General features: G+C 42.8%; 21 protein-coding genes and 2 tRNA genes. 10 read left to right on the top strand and 13 right to left on the bottom strand.

Annotated features, from left to right (window positions below):
- The first annotated feature begins 120 nt into the window (after nt 1-120).
- On the top strand, nt 121-561 hold the full coding sequence (locus AC1DFM_RS31805) for an ATP-binding protein (protein WP_477080813.1): 441 nt from the start codon (nt 121-123) through the stop codon (nt 559-561).
- 165 nt (nt 562-726) lie between these two features.
- Here the strand turns inward: AC1DFM_RS31805 and AC1DFM_RS31800 are convergent, their stop codons facing one another.
- From AC1DFM_RS31800 to AC1DFM_RS31785, 4 genes are all read right to left on the bottom strand, one after another.
- Entirely contained in the window at nt 727-1,173 is a 447-nt protein-coding gene (locus AC1DFM_RS31800; protein ID WP_477080812.1) for a hypothetical protein, read from the bottom strand.
- Nucleotides 1,174-1,290: 117 nt separating this feature from the next.
- Nucleotides 1,291-3,366, bottom strand: coding sequence for an AAA family ATPase (locus tag AC1DFM_RS31795; protein WP_477080811.1), 2,076 nt, complete (start codon nt 3,364-3,366; stop codon nt 1,291-1,293).
- 1 nt (nt 3,367) lies between these two features.
- Nucleotides 3,368-3,832, bottom strand: coding sequence for a hypothetical protein (locus tag AC1DFM_RS31790; protein ID WP_477080810.1), 465 nt, complete (start codon nt 3,830-3,832; stop codon nt 3,368-3,370).
- The gene (locus AC1DFM_RS31785; protein WP_477080809.1) at nt 3,822-4,700 is read right to left on the bottom strand and encodes a hypothetical protein; all 879 of its coding nucleotides are present in this window, start codon (nt 4,698-4,700) and stop codon (nt 3,822-3,824) included. Before AC1DFM_RS31785 ends, AC1DFM_RS31790 begins: the two co-directional genes overlap by 11 nt.
- Nucleotides 4,701-4,998: 298 nt before the next feature.
- Here AC1DFM_RS31785 and AC1DFM_RS31780 point away from each other — a divergent pair, with 298 nt between their 5' ends.
- Nucleotides 4,999-6,537: a recombinase family protein gene (locus AC1DFM_RS31780; protein WP_477080808.1), complete on the top strand. Its 1,539-nt coding sequence runs from the start codon at nt 4,999-5,001 to the stop codon at nt 6,535-6,537.
- Nucleotides 6,503-7,159, top strand: coding sequence for a hypothetical protein (locus AC1DFM_RS31775; protein WP_477080807.1), 657 nt, complete (start codon nt 6,503-6,505; stop codon nt 7,157-7,159). Before AC1DFM_RS31780 ends, AC1DFM_RS31775 begins: the two co-directional genes overlap by 35 nt.
- Nucleotides 7,160-7,263: 104 nt before the next feature.
- Here AC1DFM_RS31775 and AC1DFM_RS31770 read toward each other — a convergent pair.
- From AC1DFM_RS31770 to AC1DFM_RS31760, 3 genes are all read right to left on the bottom strand, one after another.
- A tRNA-Leu gene (locus AC1DFM_RS31770) sits at nt 7,264-7,349 on the bottom strand.
- Nucleotides 7,350-7,369: 20 nt separating this feature from the next.
- A tRNA-Gly gene (locus tag AC1DFM_RS31765) sits at nt 7,370-7,442 on the bottom strand.
- A 140-nt stretch (nt 7,443-7,582) separates the two neighbouring features.
- Nucleotides 7,583-8,422, bottom strand: coding sequence for an RHS repeat domain-containing protein (locus tag AC1DFM_RS31760; protein WP_477080806.1), 840 nt, complete (start codon nt 8,420-8,422; stop codon nt 7,583-7,585).
- A 147-nt stretch (nt 8,423-8,569) separates the two neighbouring features.
- Between AC1DFM_RS31760 and AC1DFM_RS31755 the strand changes: the two genes are divergently transcribed.
- From AC1DFM_RS31755 to AC1DFM_RS31745, 3 genes are all read left to right on the top strand, one after another.
- A complete protein-coding gene (locus AC1DFM_RS31755) occupies nt 8,570-9,586 on the top strand; it encodes a DUF3667 domain-containing protein (protein WP_477080805.1) in 1,017 nt (338 codons plus the stop codon).
- Nucleotides 9,587-9,594: 8 nt separating this feature from the next.
- Nucleotides 9,595-10,374 carry an enoyl-CoA hydratase-related protein gene (locus AC1DFM_RS31750; RefSeq protein ID WP_477080804.1) on the top strand — a complete coding sequence of 260 codons (780 nt, stop codon included), beginning with the start codon at nt 9,595-9,597 and terminating at the stop codon, nt 10,372-10,374.
- Between the two features lie 143 nt (nt 10,375-10,517).
- Nucleotides 10,518-11,042: a hypothetical protein gene (locus AC1DFM_RS31745; protein ID WP_477080803.1), complete on the top strand. Its 525-nt coding sequence runs from the start codon at nt 10,518-10,520 to the stop codon at nt 11,040-11,042.
- 114 nt (nt 11,043-11,156) lie between these two features.
- On the opposite strand, the gene AC1DFM_RS31740 is transcribed toward AC1DFM_RS31745, so the two are convergent.
- Nucleotides 11,157-13,433, bottom strand: coding sequence for a Tex family protein (locus AC1DFM_RS31740; RefSeq protein ID WP_477080802.1), 2,277 nt, complete (start codon nt 13,431-13,433; stop codon nt 11,157-11,159).
- 302 nt (nt 13,434-13,735) lie between these two features.
- Here AC1DFM_RS31740 and mazG point away from each other — a divergent pair, with 302 nt between their 5' ends.
- A complete protein-coding gene (mazG, locus tag AC1DFM_RS31735) occupies nt 13,736-14,506 on the top strand; it encodes a nucleoside triphosphate pyrophosphohydrolase (RefSeq protein WP_477080801.1) in 771 nt (256 codons plus the stop codon).
- An 18-nt stretch (nt 14,507-14,524) separates the two neighbouring features.
- Entirely contained in the window at nt 14,525-18,328 is a 3,804-nt protein-coding gene (locus tag AC1DFM_RS31730; RefSeq protein ID WP_477080800.1) for a sensor histidine kinase, read from the top strand.
- Nucleotides 18,329-18,506: 178 nt separating this feature from the next.
- Here the strand turns inward: AC1DFM_RS31730 and plsX are convergent, their stop codons facing one another.
- Genes plsX through AC1DFM_RS31715 form a run of 3 tightly spaced genes read right to left on the bottom strand, consistent with a single transcriptional unit; the run spans nt 18,507 to nt 20,257 of the window.
- Nucleotides 18,507-19,460, bottom strand: a complete 954-nt coding sequence (gene plsX, locus AC1DFM_RS31725; protein WP_477080799.1) for a phosphate acyltransferase PlsX — start codon at nt 19,458-19,460, stop codon at nt 18,507-18,509.
- 47 nt (nt 19,461-19,507) lie between these two features.
- A complete protein-coding gene (gene rpmF / locus AC1DFM_RS31720) occupies nt 19,508-19,702 on the bottom strand; it encodes a 50S ribosomal protein L32 (protein ID WP_079473289.1) in 195 nt (64 codons plus the stop codon).
- A 12-nt stretch (nt 19,703-19,714) separates the two neighbouring features.
- Nucleotides 19,715-20,257: a YceD family protein gene (locus AC1DFM_RS31715; protein ID WP_477080798.1), complete on the bottom strand. Its 543-nt coding sequence runs from the start codon at nt 20,255-20,257 to the stop codon at nt 19,715-19,717.
- A 247-nt stretch (nt 20,258-20,504) separates the two neighbouring features.
- Between AC1DFM_RS31715 and AC1DFM_RS31710 the strand changes: the two genes are divergently transcribed.
- Nucleotides 20,505-22,943, top strand: coding sequence for a PAS domain S-box protein (locus tag AC1DFM_RS31710; RefSeq protein ID WP_477080797.1), 2,439 nt, complete (start codon nt 20,505-20,507; stop codon nt 22,941-22,943).
- On the opposite strand, the gene AC1DFM_RS31705 is transcribed toward AC1DFM_RS31710, so the two are convergent.
- Nucleotides 22,929-23,807: a fructosamine kinase family protein gene (locus tag AC1DFM_RS31705; RefSeq protein WP_477080796.1), complete on the bottom strand. Its 879-nt coding sequence runs from the start codon at nt 23,805-23,807 to the stop codon at nt 22,929-22,931. The two genes, AC1DFM_RS31710 and AC1DFM_RS31705, sit on opposite strands and share 15 nt — an antisense overlap.
- Before the next feature lie 15 nt (nt 23,808-23,822).
- Here AC1DFM_RS31705 and AC1DFM_RS31700 point away from each other — a divergent pair, with 15 nt between their 5' ends.
- Nucleotides 23,823-24,908 carry a DUF3810 domain-containing protein gene (locus tag AC1DFM_RS31700; protein ID WP_477080795.1) on the top strand — a complete coding sequence of 362 codons (1,086 nt, stop codon included), beginning with the start codon at nt 23,823-23,825 and terminating at the stop codon, nt 24,906-24,908.
- Here the strand turns inward: AC1DFM_RS31700 and AC1DFM_RS31695 are convergent.
- Nucleotides 24,905-25,852 carry an arginase gene (locus tag AC1DFM_RS31695; RefSeq protein WP_291918394.1) on the bottom strand — a complete coding sequence of 316 codons (948 nt, stop codon included), beginning with the start codon at nt 25,850-25,852 and terminating at the stop codon, nt 24,905-24,907. The two genes, AC1DFM_RS31700 and AC1DFM_RS31695, sit on opposite strands and share 4 nt — an antisense overlap.
- Nucleotides 25,853-26,016 lie beyond the last annotated feature (164 nt).

Raw genomic sequence — 26,016 nt, 5'->3', positions numbered from 1 at the left:
TAACAGATATGCCACCTTCCTGTCTTTTAAGAGYAGTAACTATCTGACTTTCTGTAAAATTCTTTCTTTTCATATTGCTAGATTAAAGTTAATAAATCATTTAATTTATAACTCTAATTCTTGCGGCCGAAATTTGGGGGAGCCGACACCGGGTCTACTGGCTGCGGTAAAAGCTATGTAGCCTGTGCATTGGCATATCAAGCCTGTTTATCAGGTATTAAAACCCGCTATTTTAACATGAACCGGCTCATAGAAGGGATTATAATGGCGAAGACAGAAGGAAGCTACCTGAAGTTCTTAAACCAGCTGGAAAAGATCCCACTTATTGTGCTGGACGATTTTGGACTACAGAATCTTAATAAAATATCTAAGCTTGCACTCCTGCAGATTATGGAAGACAGGTACGCTAAAAAATCACTTATTGTGACCTCACAGTTACCTGTATCAAGTTGGTATGAATATATTGATGAACCTACTTTAGCTGATGCAATAATGGACAGAATGACAGCCAATAGTCACCGATTAGAACTCAAAGGGGAGTCTTTGAGAAAGAAAAAATAAGGTTCTCTTAATTGCTMAACGTGTATCTTTGAAAATCCACAAAAAGTTCTTTCTTTTTTAGTCTCTTAAAAGGGTGGTCAACATGCCCCGGAATACATGGTCAGCATCACCGGAATATACATTTTACTTTATTTGAGTACAAGATCAATTGGGCTTGCTATTAGGCTAGCCTCCCATAAAATGTGGCTTACCAAAAATTATTGAATATAGTAAAAGCAATATAAAGGATATACAAATCGTGATTATTGCAATTTTGATCAAAATAAAAATGCCGTTAATGAACCTTTCTGTTCTATCCCGTTTTTTTATGACCTTCAGTTGCTTGTAGTAAGCAGGTAGAAGCTCCTTAACCCAATGAGGCTTATTAGCTTGTACACAGTAGTCTGCAATATTAAAAGGGTATTCTTTTTTAATATAATTTGGAATTGGAATATCATTTTCAATCCAACCCTTTAGGTCGTTATGAAGAGTTAGTAATTTTTTTTCCCAGATTAGATTTTGTTTTCTTTCTTCTTCTTTAATTATTTTGATGCTTTCATCATATAGCTTGTGCATTACTTCATCTCTCAATGTATCTAATATTGGGTCAAGAATGCTCCTAAAGATGCTCATGAAGAATATTCTTTTGAGTAGTTTATTAAAATTTTGAAGCTAAAAATTTCTGATTCTTAAACCGTGTATTCGCCTGCGCGACAAAATTGAAACTTTTAATATTATATTGATAGTTGATTAATTATCCAAGCGTTGTACAAATAATTGGTTTGCCTCTGAAAGGTCWGTGATTTTTGTATATTCCAGTTCACGGGTTGCTTCTTTAAAATCATCTTCTGAGTTCTGAAATGAAGCGAGAACTATTGCTTGTTCATTTCGATAGGATTCTAATTCGCTTAAGAATATCTTGAAATTGTTAGTTGAAGCTGATTGTTGCTGGGGTTCGTCAAAAATTAAGGTCAAAAAATGATTACCATTACTTTTTATTGATGTATTCATTAATGCTGTATAATATGCCCATTGAGCTCTAATGAAATCACTTGCTGAGGATTCAAACCTAATATCTACTTGTTTTTTTATTCCGTTAGGTAAGATGATTTCGTATACTGGAAGGTATTTTTCTTGCGAAATTTTAATAGAATTAATTGGTTTTGATGTAAATCCAAACTTTTGTAATAGTTGTTTGAAATAGAGTTCAAACTTTAAAAGTTTATCTATATCGGCAGGAGATAGGTAAGAATCCGATATACTCAGACTTTGGGATTTTGCCTTTTTGAATCTATCGATTATTTCGAATAGGGTTGATAAATGCATTTCAAATTCTTCCCTCAATCGATATAAGAAGGATAGTTCCCGTTCTAATATTACTTTTCTTGAGATAAGATCTTCTGACGGAAGCCTGTCATCACTTATAAGGGTTTTCTTTAGAGACCGAATACGGGAGCGTTGTTCTTTTATAGCCTCATCAAGGGATGAAATCTTAATATCCTTTGAAATAATCTCATGTTTGAGATTGTGGATAAACGCCTCAATCATTTTATGTTGAGCTTGTAAGTATTTTATATTTTCATCTATTCTCATTGGGAGAATATGTATGTGGTCATTTAGTAGAGTATCATTAATGCTCTGATTGCACGTTGGGCAAATTCCACGTGTTGTAGCAATATTGTCAGCGAGGCCAATTTTTTGGAGTTTTTCTGCATCTTTATTTTTTCGTAAATCTTCTTTAACGTTGTCTAGCTGAGAAGTATATTGCCTTAAACGTTCCCGATCTTGGCTGACTTCAGCGCTAAGAGCTTCATAAAGTATTTCATACTTTTCATTTGATATTTTAAGTTTTTCAAGCTGTTCCTCAGTTTTAGATAAATTTCCATTTATAGGAATATGTAGATCCAAAATCGTTTTTTCAAGTTCCTCTTTTAGCTGAGAAAGTAACTGAGATTGGGTTAAAGATTGGTCGCCCCTGGTAAATCTTAAGAATGGTTTAAGTTCTGTAGTCAGAATTTCTGGCATTAACGGTAGTCCGATAATTTCACCACCACCTTTCTTCGCCACAGAGCTAATTTGGCTTGTTAAATTGGTCCATTGATCATTTATATCTCGTAACTGATTTTGAACTTCTTGCCTTTTTGCAGCTATTTCAAAGACATCGAAATTAAGTATGTATTCAAAAACCTTAGCGCTTGCATCTCTAATGCCGTAAAAAGGTAAATTCGCGTAAAAATCGGACCATCCAGCTTTTTGCTCAATAAAATGTGCAGAAGAAATAAGTGGTAGGAATAATTTCACTCTCTTACCTTCTTGATTGACTATTTCTGGAAGGTTTGCTCCAATGAATCCCTCGAGAAACTTGTGGAATCCAATTGATTCGTTTGAAGCGGAGCCCTTATCATGGAGATACATAGGTTGCCGTTCAAAATTTCCATTGGGGTTCGTTACTAAGTCTCCAAAGAATACTTCTACAGCCTGAGGTTTAATCTTATCATTTACAACAAATCGTCTTGTTGTAATTGTGTCTTTGCCATTTGAAACTTGAAGATAAATTTCTGATTGTATGACTTGACTGGTACGTTCTTTGCCTTCTGAAGATATCTCTTTGACAACAGATTTGAAAACGGATTGCAAAGCTTTATCATTCCTGCCACCAAGCAGCTCTTCAAATCCTAGGCCATACAAAATAGCCCCGAAAAGTGAACTTTTTCCAGAAGTGTTATTCGCTCTAATTATATTAAGGCCCTTTGATAGCTGTAATGTTCTTCCAAATGGACCATTATCCGTGTGAATTGTTATTTTGATAGCATCGATACGTATCATTTTAGTATGGGCGGGGTTCTGATAGTTGGATAATATATTCCTCAGTTATTTTCTGTTTTCCAATATAATTTAAAAATGACTTCTCTTCGATAAAAATTTCTAAATCTTTTTTGATTTTGTTACTTAAGTCCATTCCTTTTTCAGTTAATTTGTACTTGTCCTCTTGAAGTGTTATTAAGTTTTCGCCTACAGCTATATTTAGTGCTTTGTTTAGTGCAGGTTCAACTCCCCAGGTTATTATCTTGCTAAAATCTTGTCGAATTAAGGCTAATCTGATAAATGCCATGTTTCTCCGTGACTTCAGACTCCAAACAAGGAAGTGAAGCTTATTAAGCGACGATTTACCACCTCGACAGGCAATATTGAGTATTAATATGATTATGCCAACTTTGTACATCGGCCTGTAGTCTGCATTAATTGGCAGGTTACGCGCTCTGAAGCAACCTTTAAATAATTCATTTTTCATAAACATTTTCTTCGAAGTATAGTGGACATGTAATAATCCAAAAAGAAATACAGTAGTTTTTAAGTCTTATTATCGTAGACTCATCTAGATAGGAAAATGAATATCGAATTTTTTCTTCAACGTATGCTTGAATTTCCTTAACAAACTCATTGGGTACTACAGTAGTTAAGAGACATTTTTCTTTAAGTTCCTCTTCTACACTAGCTAATAGCTCAATAAATCTTTGATGATTGTCTGGCTGTGAACCTTGCCATATTCGTAAAATCGACTCTCCGTTTAGGTAATATTTTACTGTTTCATTCGTTAGGGCATTAGTCCTTTGGGAAATGTTATAATCTTTTCCAAGTGATTTTATTCTTATCTCATTTTTTTCTATCGCGTTATTTACCAAATCTATTTTAGTATCTCTCCATTGCACAAGTTTTTCAGTCGTTGTGTCTTCAGAATTGGGCAAAATTGAAAATTTTTTTCTTGCCTGTTCAAAGTACTCGCCTATTTCAATAGAATAATCTTCACATTCGTGAACTAAAATCTGAAATGAGCTGTTGTCGATAAATGGAAGCTTCCAGGATTTTACGAGATCCCGCTTGCTATTGCAATGAACTATTAGATCTCGATGACCAATACGAGGTGTTATCAAGGTCCAGTGTTTTATTATTGCACCGCCTAATATTTCATTTAATTCCTTCTTGTTAGTCTTAAGCTTATTAACATCAGTAGTAATCTTATCCCTTTGTCTTTCGTAAAGTTTCTTGTTTTCTTCATTTGTGTCTGGGCAATAACATTGAAAAGTATGCCCATTTTTAGTATATCCTTCAATCCCAAAATCACCTGGTGACGCCATCACTCTTTGGTAGCCAGCTGCCATATATTTTTTTTTCAAAATGACTTGAAACATGTTCTCCCATGAGGAGCCGTTAAAACTGCCGTAGTTAGTTATAAACATTGGGTGGGGAATCTTTAATAAGTCAGGGTGTATGTACAGTTGATAATTTTACATCTGGTTATTATTTGAATTTAGGCAATTCAGAACCATATTGAACCCAATATAATTATTTTCTTCCAAGAAGCATGATATCTAAGTTCAATTAATATAATTAATGTAATAATTATTTATATATAATATATTATCTGTGAGTGCATTTTCCTTAACTTAATCCTTTTTTATGAGACAGCTTAGTTCGTTTATATCTATCGGCTACGCCCGCATCAGTATCAAAGACCAATCCAGTTATTCCCTCACATTTCAAGAACAAGCCATAAAACGCTACTGTGAACAAAACAATCTTACCCTTATTGCATTCTTTCGCGACGATGGTGAGAGCAGTGACACCTTTGATCGCCCCAACTGGAGGGCTTTAGAAGAGTTTCTCCAAAAACATAAGGATCTGGTCCAATACTTGGTTGTCGTAGAGTTGGACCGCTTTAGTAGGGAACTTATCAAGGCATTACAGAAGATTGACGAATTATATCAAAAGTATAAAATCCGTGTGGTGACGGTGAGCGAGCCAATATCACAGGATAGTTCTTCGCCAAGTAGTTTCCTGATGCGTGGAATAAAACTGCTTATTGCGAACCATGAGCTAAACCTTATTCGAAGCCGTACAGCCCAGGCCATGCTGCAGGCTAAAGAATCAGGGCGGTTTACGCATCACGCTCCGTTTGGCTATAGGAACAAAAAAGATAGGGCGGGATTACCAGTACTGGAAATTGTGCCTAAGGAAGCCGAAATAATCAGGTTTATTTTTCAGCAGTATATAGCTGGCGTTCCATCTTCCTTGATCTTCGAGGAGGCCAGGAGTCAGGGATTTAATCGAACAGGTAATAATAGTATCCAGCATGTCCTGGGTAATTCTTTGTATGCGGGCTTTATTAGGATTGCAAAGAGTGCCAGTCAACCGGAAAGACTTGTGAAAGGGCTACATCAACCAATTATATCGTTATCTCTGTTTAATACAGTTCAGGATTTATTGAAGAGAAGACATAAGCCAATTGCTAGTAAACCTAAGCAGGTTATTCCTTTACGTGGTATGTTAAGATGTCCTTGTGGTGCTGCGATCTCTGGGAGCTATTCTGGTGGCCGTGGTCGCCGAAAATATCTGTATTATTTCTGTGGAAAGGAGCGCTCCTATAATTTCCCGGGGGAAACATTACATCTGATGTTTGATAAAATTCTGAAGCAGCTTTCTTTCACACCAACGGATTTTGACCAGGTTAGGGATAAAGCTGTAATCTGGTTACAGGAATACAGGAAGCACCACAGCACAGAGATAAAGAACTGCGTTGATCAGATAAAGGCAATAAATCAAAAAATTAACTATCTACAAATTGCTCTTTTAAATGGCGTGATTTCGACCAGCATGTACAATCGCGCGTATGCCGATTGCAGCCTGCATAAGGCATATTGGGAGGCAGTGGTGAATATCCTGATGAAAGAGCAATTTCCGGTGCTGGATATGCTCAATAGGGCAGGAGAGATGTTGATGCATTTGAATGAGTTGTTTATGACATACAGAGAGGCGGAAAAATTTAAACTAATGAAATTGATTTTTCCGGAGGGACTTGAGTTTGACGGTAAACTATTTCTTACTTCGGCCATTGATCCAGCTTTGGCTTTCAACTATAGGAAGGATTTGTTTTATGATCTTCTCACTTTAAAACAATCTAAAGATGAAAACAAAGGCAAAACTTCGGAAGGCAGATAGCAGCTATCTTGACTGTTATGATAGCCATACGATTACCTTGTTGCAAGGGATATCTGGTGAATCTAATAACAGTGATCTTGAATTTGATCTGTACAAAACGATTGCAATTCAAAGGACGAATATTAAGCACCTGGTAGTACAGGAAATGATGGACAGTGATGAAATGAAGGATTTGCTGATTGACAAGTTCCCGATACCAAAGCATATCACATGTGACGTCTGTGGCTTACCCTTGCGCTTCTGCACCTATTTCTTCGATATGGAAGATCATCCAATTTTATTTGTTTTTGAATGTTTAAAGGGTCATTTGCCCAGAGTGCTAGTGGATGCTGATGGAAGACGTTATGATATGCCTGCGCAAAAATGCTCGGACTGTGGCTTCGATATGACAGTATCACTGGAAGGGCTAAACGATGAATTAGCCATTAGCCACGAATGTCATTGCTGTGATAAAAAAATTGAAGACACTGTAAAAGCTGATTGGACGGACTTCTCGCAGATTAAAGAAGAAGACAGAAAAGAGTATTGCTATTCATTTGTAGGGCAAAATTTATTCTTTCTTAGTTTATTTCGGCTGGCAGAGGATTTGAGCCAGATGGGAGTTGAACGCGTAAGTGGCTAAAAATGAAAATAATGTGTAAAAAACAGGGAAGCGAACTCGAAAATTTGGGCATAAAAAAACCGTTGCTAAGCTATTGTCTTTCAAATAGTTGCAACGGTTTTATGTACCCCAGATGGGAGTCGAACCCACACTTGCATTGCTGCAAACGGGATTTTAAGTCCCGCGTGTCTACCAATTCCACCACCAGGGTGTGTAGGGAATTTTACACTGAGCGAAAGACCGGGCTCGAACCGGCCACCCCGACCTTGGCAAGGTCGTGCTCTACCAAATGAGCTACTTTCGCTTGAAATGAAGAACTTTACAACGTTTTTAGCTATCAGCTTTTTTCGTTGGGATTGCAAAGATAGGATTCTTTTTGAAGTTGCAAAATTTTTTTCTGCCTGAATTAAAATATTTTATAAATCTCTTTTTTTATCAACTGTTTTACGGATTCAGATCATAGCTGTATTTCACCATCCCCAATAGCTCTTTCCCTTTACCATAACAGGTTTCCTTCAAAGGTAATCCATTCGGCTGATACTCATACGCCCAAATAGTATAAGACGACGTTTGTGCGTTAACGGTAGTCATCTTTATCACCTGCCCCTGTGCATTGTACTCAAAAATGTAGTCCGGCAACATCCGTTTCTTCGCCGGCTGATAACGATACACATCTGTCAGATGCCCGGATTTGTCGTAGTTATAGTAAGTACGTTTACGCTGACGTTGATCAAACTCCTCTGTTATGTGACCAAGACTATCCGTTTTAAACGCAATTACGGTAGAATCACTGCCGTTTCCCTTCTTCTGTATCATTTGCTGCAGTCGGCCGGCGGCGTCATAGCTATAGCTCCGCGTTTCATCAAAACGCATTTTGCTTTGCAATGCAATAGAGGTGCTGCTGATATATTGCAGCAGTCCCTCGTTGTTATACCGGTACAAAGTGGTGGTCACGCTGGCGGAAGAACTGTCTACCGTTTTGGTGAGCTGCCCTTTGGGAGAGAAAGAAGACGTCATCGCAGAATAGCCCGTAGAACTGGACTGGGTTTGTGCCCGCATCTGGTGATAAGTAGGACTCAAACTACGTTCACAACGGAAGTCCGGGTCCATTTCCAGGTTGGCATCCAGGGTTTGCACCTTCTGGGTCCTCACCTTGTTGCCTTTCAGCAATGCCATGGTGGCAATAGTCTGTTGTGTGTTGTAGATATCCTGGAAGTAATATTGACAAAACCCCCTGCCAGCAAATGCCAGCATCCCTAGTGCCAGTAGAATCGTTTTCTTCATGAACGTAAAAATCGCTGATTTTTAATTGTGACAAAGGTAAAACGCAAAAATCATATTAAAATTTTTTAACCGTATAGTTCTGGAAGATAATTCGTAATTTCTTCTTTATCTTGTATCCTTTTTTAGCACAACAACCGTCTAAATCACTTGAAAACACAACCTTTACGAGAGGATAAACACTGTCTTAACTGTGGCACAGAAGTACCCGAACGTTTTTGTACCCACTGCGGACAGGAAAATACCGTCCCGCACGAAACCTTCGGCCACCTTTTTAAACACTTTGTAGCAGACATTTTCCATTACGACTCCCAGCTGCTGATGACGCTTAAATACCTGTTTTTCAGGCCAGGATTCCTTTCCAGGGAGTATATGGCCGGCAGGAGAGTGCGTTATGTGAATCCGATCAAATTATATGTGTTTATTTCTTTTGTCTTCTTCTTTGGTGTTTTCGCCCTTCAGGGCAAACACAGTGAGGGCGAAGAGCCGGAAACAGAAACGGAAGAGGTGAAGCCACTGACTGGTAGGTGGACTAAAGACAGCGTGAGAGTATTAACCGTTGATGAAGGCCTGGACCAGGCTTTTGCAGACGATACCTCCGGGAGAGCAAAGAAAATACGGAAGTTTGCGAAAGATTTCGTCGACTATCCGTCCGTGAAATCATTCGACTCCGCCCAGGCTGCCTTGCCGGAAAGTGAACGTTTACATGGCTCATCACGACTTTTCTTCCGGCGCATAGCAGAAATCCGTCATAAATATAAACATGCAGACAACGTTCAGGAAGTTATCGTGGAAATGTTCAAGCACAACCTACCTAAGTTAATGTTCCTGTTACTGCCACTGTTTGCCTTGTTGATGAGGTGGATGTATGACCGGAAAAGATGGCTCTACGCTGATCATGGCATCTTCGCCATTCATCTGCATTCCTTTGCTTTTATTGTACTATTGTTTGGATTTATATGGAAAGCTATCTTCCACAGTGATTTGTTTATGACGATTGCTAGCTGGCTGATTTTCCTATACCTGATACGTGCATTGATGAACAACTATGGCCAAAGCTTTATGAAGTCGTTTTGGAAAGCCATCGGGCTGTTGGTTGCTTATTTCGCAGTAGCAGTATTGGTATTTTTAAGCTTCCTGTTCCTTATTTTTAGCATATTTCTTTAACTTTAAAGATGAACCCGGAATACATTATCATACACCAGCAAGTGGCGCCTTTTGTAGCCCACATCCAATTAAACCGTCCTAAAGAACTGAATGCATTGAACCTGCAACTCATGGGAGAACTGAGAGATGCACTGAAAATGCTGGATGCAGATGAACAGGTGAGGGTGATTGTCCTCAGTGGCAACGAAAAAGCTTTCGCTGCAGGCGCAGATATTAAGCAGATGGCCGATAAAACGGCCATCGATATGTATAATGTCGACCAGTTCAGTACCTGGGATGCCATCAAAAAAATAAAGAAACCTATCATTGCGGCTGTGAGCGGCTTTGCCCTCGGTGGTGGCTGTGAACTCATGATGCTGTGCGACATGATTGTAGCCAGCGAAACCGCCCGCTTCGGACAACCCGAAATCAAACTCGGCGTAATGCCCGGCGCCGGCGGCACCCAACGCCTTACCCGTGCAGTAGGAAAGGCCCTGGCCATGGAAATGGTACTTACCGGTCGCTTTATCACTGCACAAGAAGCCTTGCAAGCTGGCTTAATTAATCGGGTAGTACCTGTAGAACTGTTTTTAAAGGAAGCCGTGAAGCTCGCCAGCGAAACCGCTGCCATGAGCCCTATCGCCCTTAAAATGGCCAAAGAGGCAGTCCTCAAAACATTCGATACCTCCCTCGAAGAAGGATTACATTTTGAACGTAAGAATTTTTATCTTCTCTTTGCATCCGAAGATCAGAAGGAAGGCATGCAGGCTTTTATGGAAAAAAGACCACCTGTATTTAAAGGAAAGTAACGCCCATTTTTATTGAAAACCATTAAACTTTTTTATTATTTGACTTGTTAACCTTCCACTGAGATATTACTGTAGCTGCCGGGAAAGTGGTACCCGCCGGCTTCTGTGAGCCCCCGTTACTATCAAAAATCAAAAATTTAACCATGAGTGCGAAACGGATTCCTGTAGCGTCACTGTTGTCTTTTACCTTCTTTGCAGCCGCCTGTAATGGCCCGGCCCGGCAAATCAGGTCAGTGGAGTTGGCAGACCAAACTAATTTACCTCACACGGATACGATGATCGCCGGTGATGATACCATTCAAACAGACCTCGTAGCTTCCTGGAACAGCTTCCTCCGCTTCGACGGCAAATATGCCATGGAAAATGGCCTCTTCGACAACGAACCACTAAAAAGCCGCTTTAATACCCTCATCGGTAAAGCCAGAAAATCTTTCTTTGAACGGTTTAAAGTAACACCACCCGTGGAAGTGGAAAATAAAATTCTCTTTAATGAAGGCTATATGCCCGGTAAATCCGGCTATGATGAAGCTGTTATTGCGGTAGACCTGGATCGGGATATTATCTACCTCGGCTTCACCATCAACAGAAGCCTCATGCTCTTCAGCGAAAAAGGAGATACCGATTACCCGGAAAAATTCCTGCAATGGATGCAGAAATATGAGAGATAGCATAAAGCGAAAAGCATAAAGCAAAAAGCTATTGTAGCGAATAATTAAAGCGGATTAACACTCGCTCTTTTCATTCATTACAATAGCTTTTTGCTTTATGCTTTTCGCTTTCTGCTAATTATCAAACTTATTCTTCAACGCCGCCAGTTTAGCCTGGAAATCATTCAGTGGCGCTTCTTTCGCTGCAGGCTTATTATTGCCACGCACCTCTTTACGCGGCTCTGACCTGCGCTCTCCACCCTGTGAAGGTTTGTTGCCACCACCTTTCTCATTATCTTTCATAGACAAAGAAATACGCTTACGGGCCACATCTATTTCCAATACCGTTACCTGTACCTTCTGGTTCAGCTTTACAGCTTCATTAGGATTGCTGATAAATTTATTGGAAAGATGGGAGATATGCACCAGTCCATCCTGTTTTACACCGATATCCACGAAGGCGCCAAATGCAGTAATATTCGTTACTACGCCTGGTAATACCATACCTGGTTTTACATCTTCCATTTTGTGAATACCTTCTGCATATTCAAAGATCGAGATCTCGTCGCGAGGATCACGGCTAGGTTTGGCCAGCTCTTTTAAGATATCTTCCAAAGTCAGCAAACCTACTTCTGCACTCACATAATCTTTTGCATTGATCTGCTTGCGCACTTCTTCTTTTGCTATCAGATCCTCTATAGTGCTGTGTTGCTTCTGTGCCATTTCCTTGATCAGGTCATAGCGCTCAGGATGCACCGCCGAATTATCCAATGGGTTATCGCCATTCTCAATACGTAAGAAGCCCGCGCACTGCTCAAATGCTTTATCGCCCAAACGATGTACTTTCTTCAACTGCATACGGTTGCTGAATGCACCGTTTTCTTTACGATACTTCACGATGTTTTCCGCCAGGGAAGGACCCAGACCGGAAATGTACGCCAGCAGATGTTTAGAAGCAGTATTCAGATTCACACCTACATTGTTCACACAACTTACCACCACACGGTCCAGACTTTGCTTCAGTGACGACTGACTCACATCATGCTGATACTGACCTACGCCAATAGCTTTTGGATCTATTTTCACCAGTTCAGCCAGTGGGTCAATCAAACGGCGACCAATAGACACTGCACCACGAACTGTTACGTCGAAGTCAGGGAACTCTTCCCGCGCTACTTCCGATGCAGAATATACAGAGGCGCCACTTTCATTCACCATGAATACATTGATTTTTTTGCCAAAATCAATCTTCTTCACAAACTCCTCTGTTTCACGGCCTGCAGTACCATTACCTACCGCAATGGCCTCGGTTTCATATTTTACCGCCCACTTCTTCAGTAAGGCTTCGGCATCATCTCTTTTGTAGTTCTTTTCCAGCGGGTAAATTACGTCGTTGTCCAGCATGTTACCCTGGTTATCCAGCGCTACTATTTTACAACCGGTTCTGTAACCCGGATCAATGGCAATAACGCCTTTAGGCCCCAGTGGCGCTGCCAGCAGCAATTGACGCAGGTTTTCAGCAAATACCTCGATGGCTTCACCATCTGCCTTTTCTTTCGCTACCGCCCTGAATTCATTTTCCAGAGATGGACGCAGTAAACGTTTGTACGCATCTGCCGCCGCTTTGGTCACCTGTTCTGCTGCTTTACCTTTACCCGTTACAAATTGTTTATTGATCAGGGTATTCGCATCCTCTTCTACAGGCGCAATTGAGCTGAACAAAATACCTTCGTGTTCTGCACGTAATATCGCCAGCACACGGTGAGATGGCATCTCCCGCAGGTCTTCTGAAAACTCGAAATAGTCTTTATATTTATCGCCTTCCGCTTCTTTGCCTTCTACTACTTTAGAAGTCAGCTTGCCGGTGTTGGCAAATAATTTACGCAGTTTATCACGGCATTCGGCATTTTCATTGATCCACTCGGCAATGATATCCCGCGCGCCTTTCAGGGCTTCGTCAGATGTAGCTACCTGCTCATTGATAAATGTTTCCGCTGTGTTAACATCTCCATCCTGCTGCTCAAACAACAGTTTGGCCAATGGCTCCAGACCTTTCTCAATAGCCACAGTAGCACGCGTTTTGCGCTTAGGTTTGTAGGGAAGATAAATGTCTTCCAGCTCCGCTAACACCCAGGTTTGCTCTAATTTCTCCAGCAACTCAGGCGTCATTTTTTCCTGCTCGGTGATCGTTTTGATAATAAATTCGCGGCGATCATCTACTTCCTTGTAGCGCTTCTGCAAGTCTTCAATACGGCCTATCTGCACCTCATCCAGACTACCTGTTACCTCCTTACGATAACGGCTGATAAAGGGTACGGTAGAGCCTTCAGATAAAAGGGCCATAGTATTTTCTGCCTGCTTGCCGGAAATACCCAACTCCGATGAAATAAGCGCAATGTGTTTCGGATTCATAAATCAGTACATTTTTGGGATCTTTTGATTACAAGATTTTTAGAAAGATATTTTCGCAGTAAAAATGCACTGCTGCAATAAAATTCCGTTGTCTCAAAACCATGAAATCACTACCATTTTATAGCTCGCAAATGTAACTAAAATGGGCTTTTTACCAAGAAAAAGAATTCCCCAACCAGCTTTTAGCTTTTAGCCGTTAGCTTTTAGCTTTAGTAGCGCACAGCAAACACTCTTCGCGGCATTTGCTAAAAGCTAAAAGCTAATGGCTAAAAGCTTAAAAATGATCCCTATTTTTACAAAATATGGAAAAGACAGCCACATTTGATCGCCTCCTGCAGATCATGGACGATTTAAGGGAAAAATGCCCCTGGGACCGCAAGCAAACCATCCAAACGCTTCGGCAGCTCACCATAGAGGAAACCTATGAGCTGGCAGATGCCATTACCGACGAAGACTGGAAATCAATTAAGGAAGAACTGGGCGATATCCTCCTGCATATCGTGTTTTACGCCAAAATAGGCGCAGAACAACAAAAATTTGATATTAATGATGTCATCAATGGCGTGTGCGATAAACTCATCCACCGTCACCCTCATATTTATGGCGATGTGAAAGCCGAAACAGAAGACCAGGTAAAACAAAACTGGGAAAAACTCAAATTGAAAGAAGGGAAGAAGTCCGTCCTCAGCGGCGTACCCGTTTCACTCCCCGCTCTCGTTAAAGCCATGCGCCTCCAGGAAAAAGCCAAACAAACCGGCTTCGAATGGGATAATACCAGCCAGGTATGGGAAAAGGTAAAGGAAGAAGTCAATGAGCTGGAAGAAGCTGTTAATAACGGGAATAAAGATGCCATGGAAGATGAATTCGGCGATGTGATGTTCTCCCTCGTCAACTACTCCCGGTTCCTGGATATAGATGCGGAAAATGCATTGGAACGTACCAATAAAAAATTCCAACGCCGCTTCCAGGCTATGGAAGTCCTGGCATTACAACAGGGTCGCACACTCAATGATATGACTTTAACGGAAATGGATACACTCTGGAATCAGGTGAAAACCACAGAGCAATTGTAAATTTCATACCCACTCGCATTGATCGATACTAAAGAAATACGGCTTTTTTTCCTGCGGCATGGCTATCTCCTGATCATCGCGGCCTGGTTGTTTACCTTCGCCTTCCTGTTCAGTAACTACTGGTCCTACTACTCCTCGCCACAGGGCGTGAAACGCAGTATGGAAAAAAGTATCCAGCAACGGGAAAAGGAATTCACAAAGCTGACCAAAGATACCAGCCTCTCCGCCTCCCTCTTCCTGCGCAACTATAACGAACAAACACTCGACCACCTCACCAGCCTGGAATATTACCTCTTTGCATACGATTCCAGCAGCAGCGGTATCTGGCTCACTTTCTGGAATACCAGCCAGGTACAACCGGAAGAACTGCAAACAACACTCACCAATGGCTCCCGGTTCATGAAGCTGAAAAACGGGTACTATGAGGTAGTTACCCGCAAAGTGGTATCTCCCCCCGGCCATGGACAATACCTGGTTGGCGTAATCCCCGTTCGACTGGAATACGCCATCAAAAACAATTACCTCGTTAATCACTTCTATCATAAAGAAGAACTGGGCGAAGAATACAGTATTCTGCGGGAACAACCCAGCCTCATGCTGCCGGAGCATACCACCTTCGCAGTGAATAACGGCGATGGAGAAACGTTGTTCTTCCTCGATTACAACAGTGGCATGCACGTGCATCCACCCAATAACCTGAGCGTTTTGCTGCGTGTGCTGGGCTGCCTCTGTGTACTGATATTCCTGAATCTCTTTGCCACACTACTCGCCAAAACAACCAATCCGCTGTATGGCTTCCTGTTTCTGCTGTTGGTAGTACTAGGACTTCGTGTACTCAGTTACGTATACCCGTTTCCGTTTAACCTGAAGGAACTGAATATTTTTGATCCCCGCATCTATGCAAAAGATGAAATCTTTTATTCGCTGGGAGATCTGCTGATCAACGTGCTGCTCACTTTCTGGATGATCCTCTTCTTCCGGGAACACGTGAAAACCATTAATCCGCCCGTACTTAAAAAGCGATGGGCCCAGAGTGTGGTCATCATCATCGCCAGCCTTATTCTATACGTGGTAGAACAATTCCTGGCAGATCTGATCCAAAGTCTGGTAATAGATTCAAAGATATCTTTCGATGTCACCAATTCCTTCAGCATTACGGAATACAGTGTCATCGGCTTTGTGGTCCTGGGCTTCATTTCGTTCAGCTTTTTATTCTTCTCCCAGATTATTAACTACCTGCTGAATGAACTCACCAATTTCCAGTATCGTACCAAATACATCTGGCTCGGTGCGGTAGGCATCATCTGGTTGCTGGTACGGGTACATAACCCGGAATTACCATTCTCCATTTCCATGGTGGTGTGGCTGCTGGCCTATATCGTATTACTCGATTTCCTGGCAGATCGGTTTGAAAGCAGCATGGCCACCGTACCATTCCTGTTCTGGCTCTTTCTGCTCACCATCACCACCTCYGGCGCACTGGTACACTATAATAACCACAAAGAAGTACTGGCCCGCCAAAAGCTGGCAGAAGATCTGTCCAGACAAAAAGACCCGTACCTGGAAATGTTGTTGAATGATATTGGGAAGAAGATTGAGCACGATGAAGCTATTCAGTATTTTTTCCAGGACAGCGTGGGAAGGGAGCAAAGCAAGGCGCGGTTCGATAGCCTCCTGCTCGACAAATATTTCCAGGGATACCTGAGTCGCTTCCGCGTAAGTATCTACGCATACGATGAAAGCGGCGCTTCACTGTTTGGCTCAGATACTATGAGCCTGCCCACTTTCAATAAGCTGATGTTCTCGGAATCCACGCCATCGCTGGTGCCGGGAAACGACCTTTATTACTATGAACGCAGCTTTAACGATTACACCTATATTGCCAAGAAGGAATTTCATAAAGCCACCGGTGACGTCAGTGGATGGCTGGTGTATACCCTGGTGCCCAAGCCMGTCAGCAGCGACCGGCTTTACCCGGAACTGCTGGTAGAAGGCGACATGGCCGATCCTGGCCGCGAGTACGCCGGCACCTATTCCTATGCAGTATATGATAAGGGGATACTCGTTACCAACAACAACGATTTTCCATTCCCCATCCGCCTGTATCCGCACGATCTGCCACTGTCGGATGTATCCGTGAAATCTATTAAAGGCTATTCTGAATTATTATATCGCGCCACACCAGACAAAGTAGTAGTAGTGGTAAAGGAGAACAGGATGTTTGTGGAATTTATCACACTCTTTGCGTATATGTTCTGCCTGTTCCTGCTCATTGTAGTGGTGTACAAGGTGTTTGATCTGCTCATTAAAGCAAGGATGCGGATCAGCAATTTACGTACGCTCATCAACGTGAGTATCCGTAAAAAGGTACATGGTACCATTATCTTTGTAGTAATCTTCTCCTTCCTCATCCTGGCCATCACCACGATCAAGTTCTTCATCTATCGGTCAGAGGAACAGAACCGCGAGCGATTGAGTAAAACAATGAGAGAAGTAGCCAAAGATGTGGAGAAGGTATTCGAGAATCAGCGCGACCTGGACCAGGTAGGGGATATCTATGATTCTGAGCTGATGAAAAAGCTCTCTACTTCCTTGAGTGATATCGCCAACGAACGGGCGCTGGATATCAATGTATACGACCGTGACGGAAATCTGCAACTCACCACGCAGCCCATGATGACGGACAAAGGCCTCATCTCCGTAAAAATGGACCCACAGGCTTATTACCGGCTATTCCGCATGGAGCAAATCCAGTTTATGCATACGGAATACATCGGTGAGATGCCTTTCCTGTCGGGTTATACGCCATTGCGCAATCATGATACGCATGAAGTCATTGCCTACCTGAACGTGCCTTATTTTGCTACGCAAACAGAACTGAATGAGCAGATATCCAGCTTCCTGGTAGCATTGATTAATTTCAACGCCTTCATTTTTCTCATTGCCGGGATGGTGGCCCTGCTGATCACCAACTCTATTACCCGTTCGTTCTCACTGGTAACAGAAAAGCTGCGCCACGTAAACCTCGGACAGCGTAACGATGAAATTGAATGGGATAAAGATGATGAAATTGGTGCGCTGGTAAAAGAATACAATAAGATGGTGCGCAAGCTGGAAGTGAGTGCGGTACGATTGGCAAAGAGTGAGCGGGAAGGAGCCTGGCGTGAAATGGCGCGGCAGGTAGCCCATGAAATCAAGAATCCGCTGACGCCGATGAAGTTGAGCATACAATACCTGCAGCGTGCTATTGCCAGTGATTCGCCGAATGTGAAGGAGTTATCGCGCAACGTAGCAGGTACGCTGGTGGAGCAAATAGAACACTTATCGAATATTGCGTCCGACTTCTCCGCCTTTGCCCGCATTGGTGAACCTAATAATGAAGAGGTGTTGATCAACGAGGTATTGCATTCGTTAACGTCGCTGTATCAGGGTCATGAAGATTGTGAAGTTACCTACGTAGAACCGGAGCAGGATTACTTTGTATTTGCCGATAAAACCCAGATGAACCGCCTCTTTACCAACCTGTTGCTCAATGCTATTCAGGCTATTCCTGACGACCGGAAAGGGCAGATTATGGTGAAATTATGGGCTACAGCAGATCATAACGTAATTATCAGTGTGGCAGATAATGGAGAAGGTATTTCTACGGAAGTGCAGTCGCGCATATTTGTGCCGAACTTCACCACCAAGTCCTCTGGTACGGGCCTTGGCCTGGCAATGTGTAAGAATATTGCCGAGCAGGCGAGGGGAGAGATATGGTTTGAAACCAAGCTGAATGAGGGTACTACGTTCTATGTGAAATTACCATTGGATATGAAGTAGAGCCGAAAGCATAAAGCTGAAAGCAAAAAGCTATTGTAGCGAATGACCAGTGCGAATATTACATTCGCTTTGATCCATTTGCTACAATAGCTTTTTGCTTTCAGCTTTATGCTTTCTGCTCAAAAAAAAACCGCCCTGGGATTACCAGCGCGGTTTTTTAAATACTTTTTAGCCTTAATTACTGGGCATCTTTTGCTACAAAACTTTCCTTAATTTTCTCCAGCAGTTTGCTATCAATCATTTGTTGTGCCAGCTGTATCATGTTTTTAAATGCGGTTCCTTTGGAAATACCGTGACCAATAATCACTGGTTTGGAAACGCCTAAAACGGGAGTACCGCCGTATGATTCAGAATCAAATTTATTCATGTAGTCATCATGAATATTGCGTCTTAACGCGATTTCATGGAATGATTCAGCCATCTTAAGTACGATGTTACCAGTAAAACCTTCACAAACGATGACATCTGCTTTTTCGGAGAGGATATCTCTACCTTCAATGTTGCCGATGAAATTGATTTGTTTGTTTTCTTTTAACAGCGGATAAGTAGCTTGCGCAAGGAGGTTGCCTTTTCCTTCTTCTTCACCGATATTCAGTAAGCCGATCTTAGGGTTGTTTACCTGCAGGATATGCTTTGAATAGAGAGAACCCAGAAGGGCAAATTGCGCGAGGTTTTCAGGTTTGCAGTCGGCATTGATACCTACATCAAGCAAGAGGCCGTACGAACCGTTTTCACGGGGTACGAGAGTAGATATAGTAGGACGTTGCACTCCCTCTATGGCTTTAATGGAATAATAGGTGCCCACCATCATGGCGCCGGTGTTACCAGCACTGATGAAAGCATCTATTTTTTCATTTTTCAGTAAATGAAAACCGATAGAGATGGATGATTGTGGCTTCTCTTTCAGCGCCTTAGTAGGGTGTTCATCCATCCCAATTACCTGGGATGAATGAACAACTGAATATTTTGATTGGTCCAGCTGTGCTTCTGCTAATAAAGGAGCTAACTGTTGCTCGTCCCCTATCAAAACCAGATGCACATCAGATGCAACAGCGTCTAAATATAATTTTACTCCTTTTACTGCTTCTGTGGGGGCGAAGTCGCCACCCATCATATCAAGCCCGATTCTCATGTAACTCAAGTTTGTCTTGTTAGCTTCGGGTAAAAATAGTAAAATAATTATTTAGCAGCGCTCTGTTTTTCCAACACTACTTTTCCTCTGTAGTACAGTTTGTTTTCCACCCAATGAGCACGGTGTCTCAGGTGCACTTCACCGGTTGCGCTGTCTGTGCTTAAAGTATCCGCTACCGCCTTATAATGCGTTCTTCTCTTTGCTGATCTTTGCTGAGAATGTCTGCGTTTAGGATTTGGCATTTTATTTAATTTTTAATTGTCCTTAAATTTATCCAATCCTTTCCAGATTGGGTTATCGTTTTCTTTTGCCTGCTGGTTCATTTGATCCAACATTTCAAGTACTTTCGGATTACACCCGCTTTTGCCATCGGCATTGTCGGGATGTATACGCTGCATTGGAATGCTCAAATGAATGAATTCGTAAATATAGTCCGCCACGTTTAAATGGCTTTCGGTCTTTAATATATACGATACATCCGGATCTTCTTCGGTACTTGCCAGCTCTTCCGGATTGTCAACCAGTTTTACAATCTGATTGAAATCATCCCATAACTGCATCTCGAAGGGCTCTCCACAACGGTCACATGTAACCGTTACTTTGCCGCCTATCTCGAATTTCAGCAAAAAGAAGTTACTCTTTTTATCCAGGGTGAGATTTATACTCGCCACACAGTTGCTGAAATCCTTCGGCTCTTCAAAGTTATCAAAGAAACTATCTCCGATTGCATACTGAAATGAATGCACCCCTGGATTTAGTCCTACAAAGGCAATATCAAATTCGCGGAGTGGTTTCATATCAATATCCTCACTTTTAGAGGGATGCAAAGGTAATTAAATATTTGCAATTGCAAAAATTTCATAAATTTGTTCACTAACGATATCTTATTTATATATATATTTATATCATAAAATATCAGCCATATTGACGTGTGAGCATCCAGGCGTGAGGCGCAAAGGTACATAAATTGAGCTTAATCTTATGCCTGTTTTTCACAATTCATCCTATTTTAATTGAAAACCCGTATTCCCCATTTCACCCGGAATGATGAAGGCCACAGGAAGAAACAGTAAGAAAATAACTGCTACTGGTAGTACCGGCATGCCATTAAATGGCGCCCCGGACCTCTTTTCCTTGCCCATAACTGCCTGGCTCAACAGTACCAACGCCGGCATTTTGGTGACCAATGAAAAACACCGTTGCATTTGGGTAAATGATATCTTTTCAGCATATATGGGCGGCCAAAGCCCCGTCAACCTCTCTTACACCGCGCTGATTCAATTCTTTAAACCAATGGTAGCCGATACCCTGCCACTGGAAGAGAAAATGAAGTCCCTCCGCCGGGAAAAAAAGCCCTGGTTCGGCTGGGAAGTACCCTTCATCAACGGACAAATCTGGGAAATCACCTATCTCCCCGTTTTTAATGGCGACAATTTCAGTGGCAGCATCTGGCAAGCCATCGATATTACCCGCCGCCACAACGGACTCGAAGAAATAAGACGCAATGAAGAGAAATTCCGGGTAATACTCAATAACCTCAACGCCGCCATGTGCGAAACAGACGTAAAAGGCAATATTACCCGCGTATATGAAAGCTTTTGCCGTCTCTCCGGCTACCAGGAAGAAGAACTGATTGGCCGCAATATCACCGATGTATTTGTGCCGGAAGGCAACCGTGCCTTTGCGCGGGCCCTCCGCAGAAAACGCCTTGAGGAAAATGTGCCGTTGGTATATGATATGGAAATCAAGCTGAAAGATGGCTCCCAACGATGGATTCTCGCCAGCTCCGCTAATATCTACGATCGCAATGGCCAGATCACCGGCGGTGCAGGTATCCACATGGATATCACCGATCAGAAAAAACTACAGCGGGAACTGGAAGAAGCCCGCCAACAGGCGGAGAAAGCCACGCATGCGCAAAAGGAGTTCCTTGCCAGCATGAGCCACGAAATCCGTACACCGCTCAATGCCATTATCGGAATGGCGCACCTGCTCGAAGAAACCAACCTGGACGCCCAACAAAAAGAATATGTCAATATCCTGAAACACTCTTCCGGCATACTGCTGGGCATTGTCAGCGATATTCTCGATATTTCCCGCATAGAAGCCGGGGAAATTCAAACAAATCAACGCGAATTCAACCTCCGCGAACTGATTCAATCACTCCGGCATACCTTTGAACTAAAACTGGGACGACGCCCCGTAAAAATAACTGCTGAACTGGATGCCAGCCTCAATACCTGGCTGATTGGCGACGATGTGCTATTGAACCAAATATTAATCAATTTGTTAGGAAATGCAGAGAAATTTACCAGCGAAGGCGCCATTGCTATCAAAGCCACCCAGGAAAGCTGGCAGGATAACAAACTCTGGATACGCTTCCGGGTATGCGATACCGGTATAGGCATACGGAAAGATAAACTGGAACTCATCTTCCGGAATTATAAACAAGCAGAAGGGGATATCCGTGAAATGTACGGCGGCACCGGTCTCGGATTGGCGATCGCTAAACAGTTGGTGGAATTCCAGGGCGGCAGTATCGGCGTGGAAGACGTCCCCGGATTTACGACCTGCTTTAGCTTTAATGTTCCCTTCATGGATAGTCGCAGACTGCTTACTGCCGCCACCGGCAAACTAAGCAGGAAATTACTGCAACGCTCCTTTGAAGCCGCCAGGGTACTCGTAGTGGAAGATAACCCGATGAACCTCCGCTACATGATGAGCCTCCTGGAAAAATATAAAATCAACTATCAGCTCGCCACTAACGGGCCTGATGCAACCTATTTTCTCGAATCCCGGCAATACGACCTTATCCTCATGGATATCCGTATTCCCGGCATGAACGGACTGGAACTGGCACAGAAAATCAGAGCAGATGAAGAACAACCCAATGTGGCTACACCAGTAATCGCCACTACAGCAGTTGCCATGGAAGGAACGGCCACCATGGCACGGGCAGCAGGAATAACAGACATACTCACTAAACCCTACACGCCGGATCAGCTATTACAGATTTTTAATAAATATCTCAACGAAGACGAAACAGAACTAATAATGGAAGAAGTGCAGAACTTAAGTGGATTCGAGTTCAACAACGATTTGGATGTAAAGTACCTCACAGATCTCTATGAGAGTAATATTTCCTATGCCGCTGACCTGTTTGAAATTTTTATCAGAACCATCCGCGATGAAGTCGCCAAACTGAGTGTAATGGTAGATCAACACGAATGGGAGAAAATGAAATTCCAGGTACACAAACTCAAACCTAACTTTGCGATGGTAGGCCTGACCTGGATCAGCGCCAAAATGCAGGAACTGGAAAATTACCTCCGCATTAATGAAGAATTACACAGCGGAGATATTGCCCTCCTTTTTAACGAAATTCAGGAAGAAGTGAACAAATTTTATCCGCTCGTAGAAGAAGAATATGGCAAAATGCGCGAATTTATTGATACGCGCGGCGAAGAATCAGTAGGCCTCTAGAATCTCCCGGATGCTGTTGTAGTAATTCCCTCCAAATAAAATCATATGCACCATCAACGGATATAACTGGCAAATCCCTATCCGTTGTTGCCACCCCGGCAACAATGGGTAGGCTGCCTGATAAGCATAATAGAAACGGGTGTCAAAACCGCCGAAAAGACGCGTCATCRCCAGATCCATCTCCCTATGACCATAATACACCGCCGGATCAAACACACATGCCTTCCCGTTGGCTCCCACCATGAAATTCCCTGACCACAAATCCCCATGCAACAACGCCGGCGCTTCTGCCGGAAATAACTGCGGCAACTGCTTACACAACGACTCCACCTGCTGCACCATCTGCTTATCGACTATCTGCTGGTCGTACGCCATCCGGATCAACGGCAACAACCGGTTGAACGCATAAAATACAGACCAGCTGCTATAAGGGGTGTTATATTGCTTTAATGTTCCCAGATAATTGGACCCCGGGTAGCCAAAATGTGGCCTGGTAATCCGATGCTGCTTCGCCAGCGATACAGCAAAATCTTCCCAGAAATCGCCCACTGCCTGCCCCTTCGTCAAAAACTCCTGCAACAGGTAAGCACGCCCATTCACGGAACCATAAGCCAGTGGCTTTGGTACAGGTAAGGCTTTCGCCCCCTGCAACTCCAGCAACCCTGCATATTCCTGTGCAAACATATCGGGATAACGCTTTGCATCATTCAGCTTCACGAAGAAATATCCCTCGTTGGTGGCTATACGAAAAGATTCGTTAATATCGCCCCCATGAACGCTTTTTGCATCATTTATATGTACTTTTACCTTCAATTGTTCGGAAAGCGCCGCACTTAATTGTTTTTGTAGAATTTCATCTATCATGTTCTGCCACATTATATGGAGACAAAAGCCCTGATTAAAAAGAAAATTGTCCGTATTGTACTAACACTTACGGCTATACTGTTGTTAAAAGGATTTTTCGCCTGGAGTAACCGCTTCAGCGATTTCTACTTCCATAGGTGGTATAATTGGAGTAGTGTGGCGTTCAGACAAGTAACAGGTATAGTACCATTTAGCATTGGAGATGTAATATATACCGCCTGGATTATTGGAGGAATATTTTATTTGTTAAAACTATGTTATAAAGTCATTCGCTTCCGTTGGGAACAGGTTGGTTTACAATTACTACGGGGTATACATTTCCTGTTAGCCGTGTACCTCGCCTTCCTGGTGCTGTGGGGATATAACTACCAGCGCAACTCCCTCACCACCGATACCGGCCTGGTAACCGGCCATTACAACACACAGCAACTATACCAGCTGTCAGACACCCTGCTGCACCTCGTTAACCAGGATAAAGCCAATACCGGCGATACCCTCCACGCGATGACGGCAGATACTACCGGCCAATCCATTTTCGCGAAAGCCGTCACCGCTTACGAAGCCGCCGCCAAAACCTGGCCCGCCCTGCGTTACCGACATCCCAGCGTTAAACGCACCCTGTACGGTCACTGGCTCAATTACATCGGCATTACCGGCTACCTCAACCCCTTCACCAATGAAGCACAGGTAAATACCACCACGCCGGCCGTGCTGCAACCTTATATTACCTGCCATGAAATTGCACACCAGCTGGGATATGCTCCCGAAGAAGAAGCCAACTTTGTAGGATACCTGGCCGCTACCAGCATTCCGGATAGCCATTTCCGTTATGCTGCCAATTTTGATATGTTTATGTATAGCGTAAGACAACTGGGGCAACGGGATACCACCCTCGCAAAAAGTATCTGGAGCAGGGCAGTACCCGGCGTAAAGGCAGATCATAAAGCCATCATCGACTTCTATGAACCCTATACCGGCAAAGTAGATGAATACTCTGCCATCCTGTACGATAAATACCTGAAAGCCAATCAGCAGGAAAAAGGTATCCGCAGCTATAGCGAAGTAACCACCTGGCTCATGGCGTATTTCAAAATCCGTTAGTTCATCATCAACACGTTCACACTCCGCTGCAGAATATTAAATGCAATTTCTGCCATCAGGTTCTCACGATCCAGCGTAGGATTTACTTCTGTGATTTCAAAGCAGCAGATTTTCCGGTGCTGCATGAATTTGGCAATCAGATCTTCTGCTTCTCTTTCCCTGAGACCATTACTCACCGGCGTGCCGGTACCCTTGGAAATAGACGCATCCAGACTGTCCACATCAAAGGAAACATAGATGTATTCGCAATCACTCAGATAACGGAATACCGATCGGGAAATATTCTCCGGTCCCTTACGACGTACCTCACTGGTGGTAATCACCTTCATGCCATATTGCTTGATCAGATAGTCTTCTTCTTTCTCAAAATCCCGCAGGGAAATGAATACGATATCTTCCGGTAACACCTTGGGGGCTATTTTACCGATGTTTTTCAACGCATTCCACATCCTCGCCGTATTCTCATCAATATCATGCACTTTGCAGTCCATGTTGTCTTCCGCAATGGCGGTAGCCAGTGGCATACCATGCATATTGCCGGAAGGCGTGGTGTAAGGCGTGTGCAGATCCGCATGTGCATCTATCCAGATCACCCCCAGCTTCGCTTTGGGATGCGCCATCTTCAGTCCGGCAATGGTAGCACCAGCAGTACTGTGGTCGCCGGAAAGTAATACCGGGAACCAGTTGGCTTTTACGGTTTCTGCTACACTTTTGCTGATACGCTCATACATATTGAAAGTCCCCTTGATTCTTTTGGCATAAGGCGATTCAATAGGTTCAAATAACAGCTTATTTTCCGTTTCAATTGCTTCGGTGGGGAAGTGCACAAAAAAGTTGCTCATGAAGTCCAGTGCGGCTATTTTAATAGCGTCTACGCCTAAACTGGCGCCCCGGGTTCCGGCTCCGATTTCTGATTTAACTTCTATTATTTTGATATTCTTCATAAAGAGATCATTATAGGCAAGCTACAGGATTTTACCTGAACGCCCAAAGCAGCCAACCCTATAATGGTGAAAAATTGGTATATATTACCTGAACCAAATCCAATACAGTAGCGTTATTGTAGCGATTTGTTCAATATTTTCCCAATTCTGGTTGACAATGTTGA

Source organism: Chitinophaga sp. 05T412 (assembly GCF_056396465.1).
This window is presented reverse-complemented; position numbering and strand designations above follow the sequence as displayed.